Genomic DNA, 15,594 nt, shown 5'->3' on the forward strand with positions numbered 1-15,594 from the left:
TATCATGAGTCAATCAAAGCAACGTTGGGCAAAGGAATTATTCACCCAATCAGAATTCCATCTCGATATGCTAAAGAAGATCCAAGATAAAGGTTTTGTCACGATAGGTATTCAACCTGAAGAAGATAACTTTCCCTTTGTTTATACCGTTGGATTAGCTGATAAAGGAATGCCAGATTTAATCGTAGTTGGGAATATGTCACAATCACTGATGAGCACCATTATCATAAAAGTGGCAAAATTATTCGAAGAAAATGGCCCAACTGTCGGCATAATTGAAGGTTTGATAAAAGTGCCTTTAAAGATAGTCAGTGTCGATCCAGAAATTGTGGCAGACAAGATGCTCGTTACAGACGCATACAATGCGTACAAAGCACATGATAATTATTTTGTGCAAATTCTTTGGCCTGACGAAGAAGGTCGTTTTCCAGATAATGTGAACTTTTCCAAAAAATTTGCTGATGCAACAGAGATATTGCCTTTAAGAAAAGCGCATTGATACGGTTAACCTAGTTGCCTGACAAGATGTAGGCAACTTGGTTTGCATTATATTTGCATTACAAATCAGGTGTTATATCGCTTTTTTGTACTTACTGTACGAACTCATGCCTACAGTAGCGACATATTTTGGCAGCTTCTTTCACCACTTCAGCACAATCTGGACAGACTTTCCCTGTTTCGACAGGATCATCAGGCGCTTGAATACTTTTCTCGCTTTGTTTTTCATATGTCACCGTCAGCGTACCATCCGGCTTGACTATGAGCATGTAGATGAAAACCAAGATCCCGACGAAAATAAAACACAGTAGCAATGCTATTAAGAAGCCGCCGCAACCATATGAACCCTCAGCCCAAGTTTGGTTCGTTGGTACATAGCCATCTGATGCCATCCTTTCAGCATCATCTTTAAACGCATTTATTGCTACTTCTTGTTTTCCTACATAACGCTTAACCACAATCCGCTCTTGACTGATATTTGCCAGTGTCACACCCAAAGATTGTGTTTTAGCTACAATAGTTAATTTTTCTGAACCTCTTAAAACAAGGTACTTGCTTTCGTTTTCTACCGTGTACGCAACCAACGTTCTTAACTGACTGGCATCTGTTAATACTTCATCATTGAACTTAAGAATAACATCACCTTTTTTAAACCCTACGGATTCGCCATAAGAGTGAGGATCTATTTCAATTATTTTGACTCTTGCGACCTCTGACATACTCGCTTCCCTATTAAATTTGTTTCAAAACATAGAAATCAAACCTTCACGTAAAATCACATTCGGTTCAATCGTACTTGGCTTGGCGGTGTTGCAATCGTTATCCCTGGTATGCAAAAGTCACCAAACATAACAAATTTGTGTACATCGTTTTTGATCGGAAATCCTGTCCTGCTTGGATAGACGCTCAATGATGCGTCTTGTCAGATAGGTCAATCACCAGCAAATCTTCCGCAAGGACTTTAAGCATGTATTGCTCAGCAGTCATATTCATTAAGCGTGACTTGCAAAGTATTTGTTGAATTATGTCGTTTTGAAAAAGTCGCATCTGAGACTCAACAACCTCTTTGAGCATGCTGTGAGCCTCTTCGTCATCTTCAATGTCGTCATCATCGTCGTCATCGTCATCGTCGTCGTCATCGTCATCGTCAATCTCATCGTCATCTTCAATCTCATCGTCATCGTCATCGACTATACCGTCCATTGCTTGAAAATAATCCAACATAGAATTCGTGCAGAAATAGCACACATCCTCAGTACCATTTTCTCTCGCAACAGCGACAAATCTTGCAAATACATTGAGCAAAGAAAAAGGAGGAATATCTGCTTTTGAAAAAGGAATACCCAGCTTTTCTTCAATGATTAATTGCAAATCATAATCTGCATAAAACATGATCAAGGTTTTAAAACGAATGTTTGGCAATAGATCAAGCAAAAATGGGTTTTTTATATGACTTGCAGCAGGATTAAAGGTGAGTTCTTTGTGGCTATCAACGTTGTAAACGATTTCATCATCAAGAGAGGTATTTAAAATAACAGACTCTACATTCGAACCATCCATGTCAAACGAAACATATGCCACTTCGAATAAGATGATATTTGAATTTTCAACGTAATCCTTTGTCGCGGCGATGCTCACAAACTGCTTTAACTGCGCATAATATTCGCTATATGGACTTGATTCAGTTTCACCTGCGGCAATAACACGAGCGATAAAAGAACTATCGTCGATATGTCCATGGGAATAGCCGATGATATCTTCCAATTTAAAAGCGTTGAAAGTGAACGGATCTTTAGCCGGTTGATAGTGAAGGTAGATATAATCACCCTCAAACGCCAAACATAACACCAACAAAGGACCGGTATTAAAAAAGCTCACTAACTCAATTTGATTCATGCTACATCCCTGCTATTTACCGCTTCACTGGTGTTCTATTGTTGTATTGTCGCTCATGCTGTCATGGCCACCAGCATTATTATTGGCCAAAGCTTCTGTCATCGCCTTGGTGAAATTCGACATAAAGGCCGCATCCAGTTGATAGCCATTTTCTGCTAGTTTCGGTGACATGCTCATCATGTTATTAAGCTCTTGAAGAGTTGGATTGCCACCTTGACCCGACACAAATTCAGACACTAACGTATACGTAAGTTCAGCTTGCAAGTATGGCGATGGCGTGTTGGCTAGCTCATTTCTTTCATCCGATTCATCTTTTGCAATTTGTTTAGATTGGTTCCAGCGAAACAAAAACTTGATTGCAACAACTTTCCTGCCTTTTTTGATGAACTCGAAGCCGTAATGCTTTTTTGATTCATCAGCATAAAAAAATTCGATGTTGGGTTCATGGTCATCAATCAATTCAATTGAAGGCTTCAGAATAAATTGTACGAACTTAGCTGTTTTTTCATACGTTTTTTTCAGTAAATTCCCTTGTTCATCTAAAAGGCCGAAATAAGCGTGTAAGTCATCGATTGTGAGGGGGTGAAAGACTGAGAACTTATTATTACGAAACCGGCAAAGCATCGTATACAGTCGTTTAGCATGGTCTTGTTTAATATTTCGAAACGTGCGATGAGGAACTTGACTGTGACCGCCAGATAGCGATAGATATTCTTCGATTAACAAGTCATTGGGAATAACGATGAGGTGACCATTTTCATATGCGATTCGTTTAAATAGCGTGGTGAATTCAAACTTTTCGGTTTCGTCATTTTTTAACCCTATGGCTTTTTTACTCAGTCTATTGGCCGGTAGCATTAACGTTGGATATAAAGCGGTTTTTTCTAAATCAAACCAATCCATCAAAACTTCGCTTGAAAAGATGTAAGTAGGACTGTGAATTTCATGGTGATTTAAAAATGGTTCCCAATGATCGGCATGTAATCTGGATAAGAAAAGCGCCAAAATATCATGTTCCACTGGTGATAAAGATAATTGACTAAAAACGAGGCGATGACTTTTTTTAAAGAAGCTGCTTTGTAATTCTTTAATACGCTTTGTTGAAATTATTGTTGTATTTTTATTCACTGGGTAATCAGATATTACAAATTAATGAACGTTAATAGAAACCTACCAGAATAATGAACCATAGTTAAGATAAAAAAATGGTTTTCAATAAGAACGTATCACTTTTAACGGTTTTTGGCTAACAAGGTGTCATTTTAATTGGTTTTTTACTAAGAATATGTCACTTTAATTGTTTTTATGACTAAGAACATGTCACTTTTATTGTTTTTATGACTAAGGACATGTCTCTTTAAGTTGGTGTTGACTAAGAATATGTCACTTTAAGTTGTGTTAACTAAGAATATGTCACTTTTAATGTGAAATTAGCCCAGGAGTATGCAGGGATCGGCTTGTTTTCTACGACTAAACTACACCTTGGCAGGTTTTAACTAATAAAATGTCACTTTTGAGCTAACCGCAGACCCAAATTGGCAAATCCTGACTAATAAGATATCACTTTTGAGCTAACCGCAGACCCAAATTGGCAAATCTTGACTAATAAAATGTCACTTTTCTTGTAACCACAGGCAAAATTTGCCTATTTAAAGTAACTTTAAGTGCAAACGAGCCTACAAACCGAATCTGTTGTTAAGGGATTAAAATAACTCACAATTTCAAAGCGTTTTACTAAGAAGATGTCACAGTTAGCTAATAAAATGTCACTTTATAACTAAGAAGATGTCACTTTTTAACTAAGAAGATAGCACAGTTGGCTAATAAGATATCATTTTTGACTAAGATTTTATCACTCTTCGGTCTGTAAGTTTATGATACTGCTTAATTAATTCGATCCTATAGATCTTTATAGATCTTTTATAGATCTTTATAGATCATATATACTTATTATAGAGGCTGTGGATTGTGGATAACTGTTATCAAACAATGCACTAGCTACTCATCAAATACGTTGATTGATTAATTATTTTATCGCCTTGATAGTATGTGACCTATTACTCACTATGGACCAATTAAAAGAACGAAAGATCTGGTCAAAAAGGCCAAGCGTGATTAATAATGAAACAGCCCAGCAAACGAAAAGGAATAGAGGTATGCAACTTTCCCTCACACCCACTGCGAATGGTGGCGGTGTTACGATCAAATCTGATGCTCAGACGGCCAGAAAAATTGAAAGACTTCTGGTGAATACGGCGTTAAATTCGCACAACTGTCATGACGACGGTTTGTGTATGAAATTATCGAATGCCTTCGAACAAAGTAACAAATCCAAAACGGTTGACTGGATTATTCTTATCGCCGGAGTTAGCGCACTAAGATCAAGTTTAGGCTACTGTTTGTCCAGAGAAAACCATGCTCTTTTGTGCCTGCTCGAACATGAAGTATTTGAGGCTGCTTGCGCATTTGTTGAAGACAGAGAGGCCGTTGAGGAAGTATTTAGTCATTTAAAAATAAGCGATTATATTGGCGGCTCTAAAGTCGAGAGCCGAGCTGTCTATCTCTATTCACTGAAAACAAAAGAGGCACGAAAGGCAGAACTGCTCGATATCATAAAGTCGTTGAACGTCATGCAAGAAGTATTTATGAAGGATTACAACAAACGATTTGAAGGGCTGAATTTCAGTATTTTTTATACGAAAAAGCCTGAACCCTTCGCATTCCCTTTATAATTTAAAGAAGAATACTTCATAGTTAAGTGGATTGTGGATAACGGTTATCAAACAATCCACTAGCTACTCATCAAATAGGTTGATTAATTATTTTATCGCCTTGATAGTATCTAACGTATTACTCACTTTGGACCAATTATCTGCATCAATTTCAGTAAACCCCGCCTGTGAGTCCATCTTTTGTTTGATAGCATCATAATTTTTGTCGTACTCAGCCAGAAACGAAACGCAATTTTTGTCGGATAATGCGCTTGCCCTATCCTTGTTGATCGCGCTATCGCAGAAACGACTGTATATTGCTACAAGGCCCAATTCCTTCATATCGCTGCTTGAAGGTTGAGGTTTGTAAGTGCCTAGAGTCAGTCTGATCTGCTTATGACGAACCGAAAGCTTCTCCAAATCTCGATCATCACTTTTTGTCCAGTTGGCCCCATTCATGTCACGCTTGATGTTCGGTAAGTTGCTTTCCAGAAAACGTTCAGCCTCTTTGCAAAGCTTAATCGTATCAGGTGCCTTGCTATCGACTTTGACCCTGTAATAACAATCATTGATTTTTGTTAACGCTGAGCCTAAATAAGCAGATTCTGCACTAACTTGAGATGACATCACGGTGAGCAGTGAAAGGGCTAATAGTTTTAATTTCATAAGTATCCTGTATATAGGTCAAATTACACGAGCAATAGTATCAATATTTGATTTTAAACGATGGATCAAGCTCTTAAAAATACATATAATTTTGTTACAAGGAAGAAAAATAATGAGAAAGTTGCAGCATGCAAGACAAGTACAAGTCAGTTATCTCCGGTTTTTGTAGGCACAATCTTATCAGCCTTTATCTCCATGTCGCTGAATGTGGTCGTCACGTACCGACGAAAAACCGAAATGCCTTTTTGTTAAAGCGCTTTAAAGATCAGTACAAACTCCCGATAAATAAACCTATCAAAAAAGAAATCAAAGCTCTCATCGTCAAGTCGAGTGCAATAGACCTGGAAAAGCAGTTAATTGCGTTAAACTCTCTGGTCGAAGACAATGAAATGTTAATTAACGCCGAAGAAAAATGGTACGAATATTTATATCAATTACAAGAAGATACTGGTTTTAAAGTAGAGTCGTACAACAATCAATTAATGAATGAGCACGAAGATGCTGTGTTCGTCATAAAAGATGAAATCTTCGAGAATTTCCAACGCAACAAGACGCCTGGGCCAATGACATTGTTTATTAAAACCCAAACTCGGGACGCTGAGATAAACGAGTGGCTTGAGAAGAATTGCACTGCGCTCTCCATTAAATCAAAAGAGCGCAATGCCAATCAAACGGTGGTTAAATTAGACTTTTCTGACGACAAGCCGACATCGTTGCAATAATTGAACTGAGATCAGTTCACTTTCAGGTACTCATATCCACCAGCTTCAGCACGCTTCCTTTTAAAGCTCGCGCTATTCCCAAGAATGCGATCAAAAGCAAAGCGTAGCTTTTTGCTGGCAACGTCAACAGGATCTGAGTTGCCTAGCTCGAAAGTTTCTCTTGTGCATCGCGGTGATATGCTTTCACCTATTTCGCAGTTAATCGAAATTGATTTAACAAAACCTGAGTAATCAAACTTTCCGCTTCTTGTGGTAAATGACATAGGTGCCTCCCAAGCCGTTAAATATCAATTTTAACAACAACGTGAACTGACGGCTTGGCACAAGATTTAACCTTGACCGCTTCACCTGAAGCGATTAGTTCACCAATAGCCACTTCTGCATCCGAATAATCAAGCATCAGCTCATCCCAGCGGGATTTTTTCACTTGAAAGTCAAGAAAATCATGATCATCTATATAGTGCTTGCGCACAATGATATCGGGTGTTGGCAGCACAAAATGTTCGTTAATGCGTTCACAAATATATTGGCAAACATTTTGATAGCTTTGCGAGTTAACTGCCCCAAAATAGCCGCAGCAATCGTCAATGATCCCGATTAATTCACCGGTAGAGATGTCATGCCAATCGCAATAACATTCGTCAATCTCAAAACCGTATGGCTTATCCTGATAACCAGCTTCTTTAGCCAGTTCTTCAACTTTAGTGATACTATTTCTAATGCAATCGCTAATAGCAGTAATTTCTTTTAAATTGAAAACTACGTTCATTATTAAGCCTCGTGATTTTATGGCGGGTCGCAATCGCCAAGTTGATAAGTTTTGGTTGTTTACAAGGCCAGTGAATCACCGGCCTTAGCTGGATTTAGATGGATTTAGCAGCCTTGGTGAAACAAGATGTACGCGATATCGTTAGCGTGTGCTTCTTTTATTAACTCAGACAAAAAACCTTCAGGTATATGCTCATACTCAAGGTTGGTATTCAAAATAAAGTCATGCACACCAGACTCTCCATTGTCTTTGCAGAGATAAGAGGCATTCTTTTCAATCCAATGCCACTCGGGTATTTCGTCTGGGCAGTCATAATCGAAAAAGTCTGTCATATCCAAATCTAGGATGCCTAGAATGCGCTGTTTGGCATGATTTAAATATTGTTGGATAGAAGATGGCTCACCTATATCACCTCCCTCTTCCTCGACAGGCTCATCGCGATTGGAAATTCTCGCGCCTTCCAGAGATATGATATGAGTTGGATCTTCCTGATTGATATCACCGTAGAGGATCACACGGAGTTGATTATCGAAATGTTCAATATAGATAGGAGTGCCATTGGCATCGTTACTGCAAAAATCTGAATAACCATCAAAATGAAGTGCAAGGCCAAGCGCTGATTTGTTGTCAATATAACCAGTTATAGTGGCCGTTGGTGAATCTGATGAGTGAAGCAAAAAGGATGTATTCATATGATAAACCTCGTGATTTTATGGCGGGTCGCAATCGCCTTTTAATTTCAATTAATTATAGCTATTCAAACAAATAACTCAACCTTTAATTGATATAAAATCTATTTTTTTTGCATTCCACGTAGCGCATACCAAACCCATTTAGGTATTTGAGTTCGCTTCCATTTACTGACCGCCTGTTCAGTAATACCGACTCGCTGACAGAACGTTTTTTGAGTGATACCTAATTCACGCAATTTGCTATTAAATCCAGCGATAGCATTTCGATGAAGCAGGAATTGTTTGAGTATTTCGTAGTGATAGATATTGATATCCTCCCCCATCTCGCTTAGCGCCCGACAAGTCGGGGAAGAAGGGGGATTCCCATTACTGGGTGAACACTGATTGCTCATTGTTCTGGTTCCTGTTGCTGGTCGCTAATGCAACTCACTTCACAGGCGCTACGGACATACCCTGCCCTGATAACCCTTTACGCTGCTTGTTCTAGTTCGGACAAGTAGCGATTTAAGATATTATTGGCTGCGTTCTTATCAGCATTCAACGAATGACCGCAATCAACACAAACAAAGTTAGATTGAGTCGTGCGGTTTTCTTTTGCTTTGTGGCCACAGCAGCAGCATATTTGGCTTGTGTACGCTGGATTTACCTCTGCATATACTCCACCTTTCCAAAGCATTTTATACTTAAGTTGACGGCGCAGCTCACCCCATCCCTCATCTAGAATAGACTTATTGAGTCCTGCTTTTTGCTTAACCATCTTGCCGTGGTTCTCACTGTCACCTTTCGCAGACTTACTCATATTAGCTACCTTTAACGCTTCACATACTATCATTGCGTGGTTATTGCAGATTTCTGTTGTAGCTTTCTGTTGGTAGTCTCTACGAATATTGGCTATGCGCTGGTGAATTTTAGACACTTTGAGCTTTTGCTTCTTCCAGTTCGCCGAACCCAAGACCTTTCTGGATAGCTTTTTCTGTTGAATGGCTAACTTACCTTGTAGTGCTCTGAATGAGTGGACGCCCTCAAAAACGCCATTGTCGCCGCAAAAGTCAGTGGATAAGGTCATGTTTTTGGCGATACCCATATCAATGCCTGCCATGCCGCCTTGCACATGTGTTGCCAGCTCAATATCCACTAAGCACATGATAGATATATGCCACTCGCCAACTGCATTTAGTGATACTGTAGCATTGCGTAATTCGCCCTCAACTTCACGACTGTTACGATACTTAACCAAGCCCAATTTGTTTGGTAGCTTGATGTGATTATGATTTATGCGTAGCTGCTTCTTTGGCTCAGGAAAACGCATGGTTGAATGGTGTGCTAGCTTTCGAGTCCTGAATACTGGAAAGCCTGACTTTCCCTTAACCCACCTCTTAATACCTTTATCTACCAAGTCGCGCTGGCGTTGCTGTAAACAGGCGTTAAAAGCTTCAGACAGCCAAAGGCGATTATCTAATTTTTTCCAGCTAGTTAGTTGCTTATTAAGGCTTGCTGAGCTTGGGAATAGATTATTAAGCGCTTTGCGTTCAGCAAGGGGCAAAGAATTAAGGTGCTTGTATAGTGCTTTCCTGTCGATGATCCCTGACTGTTTCCGAGCGATACTAAGTATTAACTCAAGGCTGTCATTGAACACAACGCGCCCACAGCCAGCCATTTGAGCAAGCCTTTCGGCTTGCTCTGGTGTTGGCTCTAGCTTGAACTTGTAGGCTTTTTCTATTTTCACAATGGCATCTTAGTGTTAATGTACGTACCTAACTGTAAACTATGGTACGTACCTATGCAAGTAAAAAGAGATAACTCAGACAGAAAACAAATCCGATTTGGTGAATTGCTAGAGCAAATTGACGAAGCTCGTGGTAAAACACCACTTGCCACTTGGGTTAAACAGGCTTGCAAAGAAAAGCTAAATCGCGACTCCAAGTAGCGCTCGCTCCCCCTACCTGAAGGAAGGGGCTTGCCGCTCGCGGTCAAAGTTAAGCGCTAGATTTGAGCGGGTCACTCCACCAGCGTAAAAACCTGAATTGATATTGATAACTTCAGAGCAGTCACCAAAAAATACTTTATCATTTAAGTAATCTCTATCTAATTCGGTTTCATCTACCATGTCGTAAAGATCTTCAAGATAATCCTCTTCACCACTTACCAAACCGTCCAAACCGCCCAAACCATCGCCATATAAAATAGTAAGACCAAGCACATCATCAATAGAATCTTTTTCAGTATTGATTCCATGCTCACTTGCAATAACGTTTAATTTATCAACTTTTTCTTGATCATCATCAGTGCCATCGAGAAGGACATCAATGACTTGAAAAAATGCAGTTCTATTTTCAACTAAATCATTCGAATCAAGATAATTTTTCAACATAACGATATCATTCATAATGGAACCTCTTAAAATTCCCAATAATTAAACTAGGTTTCATTAAGAATGAAACTCAGTTTAATTGTCAATCAATGTTGATGGTTTTTTATCCAAAAAAAAGCCCTCAATGAGAGCAATTTTTCGTCAAGAAGATTGAATTAACTCTTGAATTTTTCCAGTGTTTTATCAATCACATTGCGCCATGCCTTGTCATTGCGATAATCCTCTGAATACAAGTTGGATTTGTGCAAAGGGATCTTGCCGCCAAAGGTATCTGGCTTTCTCAAGAAGCAACTGTGAACAGAAAATGAGCCGATATGTAGATTGCCAGTAAAGAAGCCATCGCATCCTACCTCGTACAAGGTTTTGCTGCCTGCAAGGTTAGATGAAGCCGTTGTTATCACGGTGTTCCATTGTAAAAGTCCAATCTGAGACTCTTCAAACGTTGTTTTGCGATTGATTTCATTAATTTCTGCGACCGAATCATTGATGAGTTGGTGAAATTTGGCGGTAAAATTTTCAATACTTTGTTTGTATTGAGCTTCATTTCCTAGTATTTCGTCATTTCTTTTGGACCATAACGCTTTGATAGCCTCTGGGTCTGTCACTTCCCAGTTGGTCACGATGTTCGGCATATCGTCTAACAAAAGTGGATTACTGGTTTTGCAGGCCGCATCACTTAGCGTTTGGTGAACAAATGCAGAAAACTCAGGTTTGTTAGCATCATAGATTTTGCTGTAAATGACCTCTAATTCTGCATCAACCTCTTCAAGCGATTTGGTTGCATTGGCTCGAAACTCTTTTTGTGCTGAGTATTCAGCAACAAATTGCAAATATAATTCATCTTCAGGTTCATAATTTAACAGCTTTTCAAACCTTTCTAGTCCTTCTTCCAATTCCTCGTCTGATCTGTATCCATAACGTTCTTTAAATTCAATTAATTGTGCCATTTCGGGTGTTTCTGCACTAAATAATTCATTTGCTTTATCATCGATTTGCCTTAGATAATCGGCAGGATATGTGCCAAGGTTAACACGGCTAATCAAACTATCCGCGCTTTCATTTGGCAGCGCTTTAACGCCGCAAAACGACACTGCACCATCATCGATGGAAAGGTTTGGATTCACGGTCATCTTTAAATAGGTTTCATGCAGCGTTCCTTTAAAGACAAAACCGACTGCGGCCAAGGCTATCGCCGGAATTAAGACAATGGATTTATTCATAATTCATCTCACTTTTTTTATATTGGTTTTTTTGTCATATTTTTCGAAAGTCAACGTGAATACTGCTCGAAAAGTCAAATTAAAGCATCCTTTAGATCGGAAATTGTCGCGATTTGGGTGATGCTGGCACCATCTGGCATATCTTTGAGCATATTGGCGTGATAGTTCGCTTTGGAAATGTAGATATTTTTAAAGCCAATTTTCAATGCCTCGCGCACTCGCGGGACGCCGTTTGATACAGGGCGCACTGAGCCATTAAGTGATACCTCACCGATGAAGCACGATGTTGTTGGAATAATGATGTCGTTAAGGCTAGACAGTAACGCCGCTGCGGTGGCCAAGTCAGTTGAGGTGTCGGTTTCTGGTATTTTTAAACCGCCCACAAGGTTGATATAGACATCGTGATTAATTCTTGCGCCAGTATGTTTGCGACAGACAGCGATGATCATCTTCAAGCGGCTCATGCTTATGCCAAGTGCATTTCTTGTAGCAAATTCCCCTTCGGCTTCAGACGTTAGGCACTGTATTTCGAGTGCAAGGTTTCTGTTACCGTTTTGGACCATAGTGATCGCACTACCAGGTGACTGGACATCCGAGACAAGGAAGAATTTTGAGGGATTTGAGATAGAAGTCATGCCTCTTTCTTGCATAACGAATAGACCGATTTCGTCCGTGTCACCAAAGCGATTTTTGGACGCCCGAGCGGTTCTGACATTACCTGAATCGGCCACTTCGATATGTAAAATTGTGTCGGCAACATGCTCTATCAATTTAGGACCGGCTAATTCTGACGATTTATTAACATGAGCGATCATAAAAATGGTGATGCCGCGTTTTTTTGCGAAAGCGTTAATGGTTTTAGCGCAATAGCTGACTTGTGCTATCCCGCCGGGCTGACCACTGATTGATTGACTAAATAATGTTTGGATTGAGTCAATAAAGACGAAGTTTGAAGATAACTGTTCGATTTCTGCCAGTAGTAATTCCACCTCCGTCGAGGTAGAAAGACGAAACGAATCTTCTCTTTCGCCGCCCCAATCGTGGCCAAAGCGTTCTTCACTGCGTTGTTTAAATTGGGAAGATGATTCCTCACCCGTGACGTACAGCACCTTACCTGCTAATGCCAGCTCGTGTGCAACGCTGGTTAAGAGTGAGGTTTTACCGCTACCAGGATCGCCTGATAACAACACAACGCTGCCTAACGTCACACCGCCGCCTAATACGCGGTCAAATTCAGACGAGCCGGTTGATGCTCGACTGAATTGGAGTTGATTTATTTCCGACATTTTAAGTGGTTTAACATTGTCACTGCCTGCATAGCCAGAAAAGCCTGCATTTTTGCCAATGTTGCTGGTGGGTAACACTTTGGCGATTTTCAGCTCAACCACCGTGTTCCAGTTTTTGCACTCGACACATTGGCCGACCCATTTACTCGTTGTGGCGCCGCATTCTGAGCAGCCCCATACGCTATCGGATTTTTTAGCCATTTGGGATTCCTTATGCCTTTTCGGGCAAATAGTTAAATTCACTTAACTTGTTATTTAAAAAGGCCACGATTTCGGGATCGAGGTGTAAATGCGCTCGAAAATTATTGAAAAATTGAATGCGCAAACCACCATAGGAAATAATGAGGCCTTTGACGTTTGTCAGTTCACGGTCTTGAGAGAGTGAGCGTTTTACTTCGCTGATTAAATCGGTATCAACAATCACCTTACCTATCCCGCCTCTATTTTGTTGCCCAAAGACGGTCTTGCTCAAAAAGCTAAGCGCATCCAGAAACTGCGAGCTGTTTGAGAGTGCGTAGTAAACACCATTTTGCAGAAATGTAGCCCCTTCAAACACGGTGCGCGATTTAAATCGCTTTTTATCGTTTGATACAAATTGGCTTGGGTTCTCGCTAAGACAATCAAATAAACTTTCGTAAAGCATCTGCTCTTTGCTGTTAATGATGCTGGTGAGCGTAGACATGACGTTATCTTGAGAAAAAACGCGGTGTTCAACGGCTAATTGCTGCCTAAACGCTTTTTTTGCGTTGGATGACATGAGCGAATATATATTGAGCCGATTAAATAACATTGACCACAAATTAGAGTCAACGATGTTGGTAAATTGAGCCATCATGTCTTTGATGTTGCCATTGATAATATTGACGTCTTGAGGACTGTGACGATTGAAATTTTCTTTTAGTAACGATTTAAATTGAAGAAACACGATGCTCATATAATCATAAAGCGCATCTTCATGTGCGGGTATTGTGTTATCTATTGCACTTGTAATGTCGTGACAACGACGCACTGCTTCAAGTTGTGATTGATAAGCGATAAGCAACTGTTCGCGATAATGGCAAAGCTGTTCAATGAGTTCGACTTTAATAATATCCATGTTTAATGCCTCGTAGATTAGCTGGGTCGCAATCAGCTATAAGGGCGAGAATTCCCGCCCTAAGAACGTAAAGGTTAATGATTGGTCACGCGAGGGACGAAATGCCAAGGGCAATCGAATCGGCTTTCAATCACACTGGCTACAGCGCAAAGACTAAACAATTCGGCCACTTCTGCAATGCTAGATACACAAGCGCTAAAGCCTTTTCTGAATGGGTATGTGTCAGACTCAGGCGTAAACGAAACCTGATTGGCTATCGGGCTGGCAAGTTTGTGTATTGACTCAGATACGTTAAATCTATGCAGATCATACTGAGCAATGATGTCATCGTTAAGCGTGACGGCATTATTCATTAAACGATGAATGTGCTGAGTGAACCCTATGGCGCTTGATTCGAATTCACTTGCGATAGATTGGCTAAGGCCATCATCATAGAAGTACCCCATTGCAGAGGTGTAATGATGCAAATCCTGTTTTCTGCCAATCCAATCAACACGCGAAGTCCAGCATCTAGGGTAAGTATTGTTGCTACTTGTGTAACACAACACGGCATATAATGGCTCATCGCTAAAAGCGTTTGTCATCTCAAATGGTAAAGCGCAAACAGTAAAACTTTTAAATGTATCAGAACTCATATAAACCTCGTATCTCAGAATTAAGGCGGGTCGCATTCGCCAATTAACTTCCTTAATACTAGAGTATATTTGTTCTTTTTGCAACTCTTAATTGATATATAGTGTGTGTATTTTCAATATCGCGACAACGATTTACTGGTTTCTTTTTTGTTCTTCTAGTTGAGATAATTGATCTGCCAATTGCTTGCCCATCCCCGCGATATGCTTTAATACATCAAGCGTCATTTGGCAGTCACCGATAGCAGTATGCGCGGCTTTATATTTTAAGCGCGACATTTTCACAGCTTGTGACAGTGACATCCTTCTTTTGTCGAGAAAATGCTGTGCTGCAATGACCATCGCATCGTACCAATCCAATTGCTCTAACCAGAAATCATCCTCATCGAAAGCAAGGCAAGTATTACTCATTTTTTCAGCGTCAAAATCGCAGTTGTAGGCCCAAATGATTTTGTCGGCGGTTATCGCTTTGATTTCATCAATACACTCTTTCCAAGTAGGTTCGTTTTCTAAATCCGCATCTTTGATATGGTGGATTCGGATAGCCCCATCCTCAATCGCAACAGTTGGTTTAAATCGTTGCTGATATAACACATTCCCTTTTGCATCGATGATCCCCAACTCGATGACCTGCGCGTTATGATTTAATCCCGTCGTTTCTGTGTCGATGATCAGCACATCATCAAACATTTCCGTCCAAAGTTGATAGAATTGATAACTCATCTCCATCTTGATTTTGTTTTTAAAAGCCAATATTTTTCCAGCGAGAATTTGCTTAGGCGTCGGCGGTGTTGTTGAGGCGTTAGTGACCCGCAAAGGCACGCACTCCGTCAGAAGATAAATAGGATTTTTACCACCGTTATAGGGTGATTTAACATAATCATGGACCTTTGCGTCAGGCTTTGGCTTCATTTTAAATTCTGAGCGCAAACGAGTAACACCGAATGCGAGCTTATCCGCTATCGCTTTTTGCCTAAGAATCTCTAGTGCTTCGTCCATCATGTGCAATCCCTCCCAGTAATATTAAGGTTGTAG

The 15,594-nt window shown here is 40.1% G+C and carries 19 protein-coding genes; 4 read left to right on the plus strand and 15 right to left on the minus strand.

What is annotated here, in order from left to right:
- Nucleotides 1-4: 4 nt before the first annotated feature.
- The gene (locus tag HBH39_RS19395) at nucleotides 5-499 is read left to right on the plus strand and encodes a DUF4262 domain-containing protein (protein ID WP_167680469.1); all 495 of its coding nucleotides are present in this window, start codon (nucleotides 5-7) and stop codon (nucleotides 497-499) included.
- Between the two features lie 91 nt (nucleotides 500-590).
- Here the strand turns inward: HBH39_RS19395 and HBH39_RS19400 are convergent, their stop codons facing one another.
- From HBH39_RS19400 to HBH39_RS19410, 3 genes are all read right to left on the minus strand, one after another.
- On the minus strand, nucleotides 591-1,217 hold the full coding sequence (locus HBH39_RS19400) for a zinc ribbon domain-containing protein (protein ID WP_167680470.1): 627 nt from the start codon (nucleotides 1,215-1,217) through the stop codon (nucleotides 591-593).
- Nucleotides 1,218-1,404: 187 nt separating this feature from the next.
- Entirely contained in the window at nucleotides 1,405-2,394 is a 990-nt protein-coding gene (locus tag HBH39_RS19705) for a hypothetical protein (protein WP_208764226.1), read from the minus strand.
- Nucleotides 2,395-2,418: 24 nt separating this feature from the next.
- Nucleotides 2,419-3,522 (minus strand): replication initiation protein, encoded by a 1,104-nt coding sequence (locus HBH39_RS19410; protein ID WP_167680471.1) that lies wholly within the window; start codon nucleotides 3,520-3,522, stop codon nucleotides 2,419-2,421.
- 1,028 nt (nucleotides 3,523-4,550) lie between these two features.
- Between HBH39_RS19410 and HBH39_RS19415 the strand changes: the two genes are divergently transcribed.
- Nucleotides 4,551-5,126: a hypothetical protein gene (locus HBH39_RS19415; RefSeq protein ID WP_167680472.1), complete on the plus strand. Its 576-nt coding sequence runs from the start codon at nucleotides 4,551-4,553 to the stop codon at nucleotides 5,124-5,126.
- 87 nt (nucleotides 5,127-5,213) lie between these two features.
- Here HBH39_RS19415 and HBH39_RS19420 read toward each other — a convergent pair whose 3' ends face one another.
- Nucleotides 5,214-5,771 (minus strand): hypothetical protein, encoded by a 558-nt coding sequence (locus HBH39_RS19420; RefSeq protein ID WP_167680473.1) that lies wholly within the window; start codon nucleotides 5,769-5,771, stop codon nucleotides 5,214-5,216.
- Nucleotides 5,772-5,899: 128 nt separating this feature from the next.
- Between HBH39_RS19420 and HBH39_RS19425 the strand changes: the two genes are divergently transcribed.
- Complete coding sequence (locus HBH39_RS19425; protein ID WP_167680474.1) at nucleotides 5,900-6,493, plus strand: hypothetical protein; 594 nt, start codon at nucleotides 5,900-5,902, stop codon at nucleotides 6,491-6,493.
- Nucleotides 6,494-6,504: 11 nt separating this feature from the next.
- Here HBH39_RS19425 and HBH39_RS19430 read toward each other — a convergent pair whose 3' ends face one another.
- The 5 genes from HBH39_RS19430 to HBH39_RS19450 all read right to left on the minus strand — a co-directional run bounded on the left by HBH39_RS19430 (nucleotide 6,505) and on the right by HBH39_RS19450 (nucleotide 9,680).
- A complete protein-coding gene (locus HBH39_RS19430) occupies nucleotides 6,505-6,756 on the minus strand; it encodes a hypothetical protein (RefSeq protein WP_167680475.1) in 252 nt (83 codons plus the stop codon).
- Between the two features lie 17 nt (nucleotides 6,757-6,773).
- Nucleotides 6,774-7,262, minus strand: coding sequence for a hypothetical protein (locus tag HBH39_RS19435; RefSeq protein ID WP_167680476.1), 489 nt, complete (start codon nucleotides 7,260-7,262; stop codon nucleotides 6,774-6,776).
- Nucleotides 7,263-7,366: 104 nt separating this feature from the next.
- On the minus strand, nucleotides 7,367-7,954 hold the full coding sequence (locus HBH39_RS19440; RefSeq protein ID WP_167680477.1) for a hypothetical protein: 588 nt from the start codon (nucleotides 7,952-7,954) through the stop codon (nucleotides 7,367-7,369).
- Between the two features lie 101 nt (nucleotides 7,955-8,055).
- Nucleotides 8,056-8,346: a helix-turn-helix transcriptional regulator gene (locus HBH39_RS19445; RefSeq protein WP_167680478.1), complete on the minus strand. Its 291-nt coding sequence runs from the start codon at nucleotides 8,344-8,346 to the stop codon at nucleotides 8,056-8,058.
- Between the two features lie 77 nt (nucleotides 8,347-8,423).
- Nucleotides 8,424-9,680 (minus strand): RNA-guided endonuclease InsQ/TnpB family protein, encoded by a 1,257-nt coding sequence (locus HBH39_RS19450; protein ID WP_167680479.1) that lies wholly within the window; start codon nucleotides 9,678-9,680, stop codon nucleotides 8,424-8,426.
- A 54-nt stretch (nucleotides 9,681-9,734) separates the two neighbouring features.
- Between HBH39_RS19450 and HBH39_RS19455 the strand changes: the two genes are divergently transcribed.
- Nucleotides 9,735-9,881 (plus strand): DUF3950 domain-containing protein, encoded by a 147-nt coding sequence (locus HBH39_RS19455; RefSeq protein ID WP_167680480.1) that lies wholly within the window; start codon nucleotides 9,735-9,737, stop codon nucleotides 9,879-9,881.
- A 12-nt stretch (nucleotides 9,882-9,893) separates the two neighbouring features.
- On the opposite strand, the gene HBH39_RS19460 is transcribed toward HBH39_RS19455, so the two are convergent.
- The 6 genes from HBH39_RS19460 to HBH39_RS19485 all read right to left on the minus strand — a co-directional run bounded on the left by HBH39_RS19460 (nucleotide 9,894) and on the right by HBH39_RS19485 (nucleotide 15,561).
- Entirely contained in the window at nucleotides 9,894-10,340 is a 447-nt protein-coding gene (locus HBH39_RS19460; protein WP_167680481.1) for a hypothetical protein, read from the minus strand.
- Nucleotides 10,341-10,480: 140 nt separating this feature from the next.
- Nucleotides 10,481-11,545 (minus strand): hypothetical protein, encoded by a 1,065-nt coding sequence (locus tag HBH39_RS19465; protein ID WP_167680482.1) that lies wholly within the window; start codon nucleotides 11,543-11,545, stop codon nucleotides 10,481-10,483.
- Between the two features lie 74 nt (nucleotides 11,546-11,619).
- The gene (radA, locus tag HBH39_RS19470; RefSeq protein ID WP_167680483.1) at nucleotides 11,620-13,032 is read right to left on the minus strand and encodes a DNA repair protein RadA; all 1,413 of its coding nucleotides are present in this window, start codon (nucleotides 13,030-13,032) and stop codon (nucleotides 11,620-11,622) included.
- A gap of 10 nt (nucleotides 13,033-13,042) precedes the next feature.
- On the minus strand, nucleotides 13,043-13,927 hold the full coding sequence (locus HBH39_RS19475) for a DUF4942 domain-containing protein (RefSeq protein ID WP_167680484.1): 885 nt from the start codon (nucleotides 13,925-13,927) through the stop codon (nucleotides 13,043-13,045).
- A gap of 74 nt (nucleotides 13,928-14,001) precedes the next feature.
- The gene (locus HBH39_RS19480; protein ID WP_167680485.1) at nucleotides 14,002-14,562 is read right to left on the minus strand and encodes a hypothetical protein; all 561 of its coding nucleotides are present in this window, start codon (nucleotides 14,560-14,562) and stop codon (nucleotides 14,002-14,004) included.
- Nucleotides 14,563-14,694: 132 nt separating this feature from the next.
- Nucleotides 14,695-15,561 carry a 3'-5' exonuclease gene (locus tag HBH39_RS19485; protein ID WP_167680486.1) on the minus strand — a complete coding sequence of 289 codons (867 nt, stop codon included), beginning with the start codon at nucleotides 15,559-15,561 and terminating at the stop codon, nucleotides 14,695-14,697.
- Nucleotides 15,562-15,594: the final 33 nt, after the last annotated feature.

Source organism: Shewanella aestuarii (assembly GCF_011765625.1).
Taxonomy (GTDB): domain Bacteria; phylum Pseudomonadota; class Gammaproteobacteria; order Enterobacterales; family Shewanellaceae; genus Shewanella; species Shewanella aestuarii_A.

Coding starts and splice junctions, on each gene's coding strand:
- HBH39_RS19475 (WP_167680484.1), bottom strand. CDS start 13,927: ATGGATATTATTAAAGTCGAACTCATTGAACAGCTTTGCCATTATCGC.
- radA (WP_167680483.1), bottom strand. CDS start 13,032: ATGGCTAAAAAATCCGATAGCGTATGGGGCTGCTCAGAATGCGGCGCC.
- HBH39_RS19440 (WP_167680477.1), bottom strand. CDS start 7,954: ATGAATACATCCTTTTTGCTTCACTCATCAGATTCACCAACGGCCACT.
- HBH39_RS19420 (WP_167680473.1), bottom strand. CDS start 5,771: ATGAAATTAAAACTATTAGCCCTTTCACTGCTCACCGTGATGTCATCT.
- HBH39_RS19400 (WP_167680470.1), bottom strand. CDS start 1,217: ATGTCAGAGGTCGCAAGAGTCAAAATAATTGAAATAGATCCTCACTCT.
- HBH39_RS19395 (WP_167680469.1), top strand. CDS start 5: ATGAGTCAATCAAAGCAACGTTGGGCAAAGGAATTATTCACCCAATCA.
- HBH39_RS19445 (WP_167680478.1), bottom strand. CDS start 8,346: ATGAGCAATCAGTGTTCACCCAGTAATGGGAATCCCCCTTCTTCCCCG.
- HBH39_RS19485 (WP_167680486.1), bottom strand. CDS start 15,561: ATGATGGACGAAGCACTAGAGATTCTTAGGCAAAAAGCGATAGCGGAT.
- HBH39_RS19480 (WP_167680485.1), bottom strand. CDS start 14,562: ATGAGTTCTGATACATTTAAAAGTTTTACTGTTTGCGCTTTACCATTT.
- HBH39_RS19455 (WP_167680480.1), top strand. CDS start 9,735: ATGCAAGTAAAAAGAGATAACTCAGACAGAAAACAAATCCGATTTGGT.
- HBH39_RS19705 (WP_208764226.1), bottom strand. CDS start 2,394: ATGAATCAAATTGAGTTAGTGAGCTTTTTTAATACCGGTCCTTTGTTG.
- HBH39_RS19460 (WP_167680481.1), bottom strand. CDS start 10,340: ATGAATGATATCGTTATGTTGAAAAATTATCTTGATTCGAATGATTTA.
- HBH39_RS19430 (WP_167680475.1), bottom strand. CDS start 6,756: ATGTCATTTACCACAAGAAGCGGAAAGTTTGATTACTCAGGTTTTGTT.
- HBH39_RS19415 (WP_167680472.1), top strand. CDS start 4,551: ATGCAACTTTCCCTCACACCCACTGCGAATGGTGGCGGTGTTACGATC.
- HBH39_RS19435 (WP_167680476.1), bottom strand. CDS start 7,262: ATGAACGTAGTTTTCAATTTAAAAGAAATTACTGCTATTAGCGATTGC.
- HBH39_RS19425 (WP_167680474.1), top strand. CDS start 5,900: ATGCAAGACAAGTACAAGTCAGTTATCTCCGGTTTTTGTAGGCACAAT.
- HBH39_RS19465 (WP_167680482.1), bottom strand. CDS start 11,545: ATGAATAAATCCATTGTCTTAATTCCGGCGATAGCCTTGGCCGCAGTC.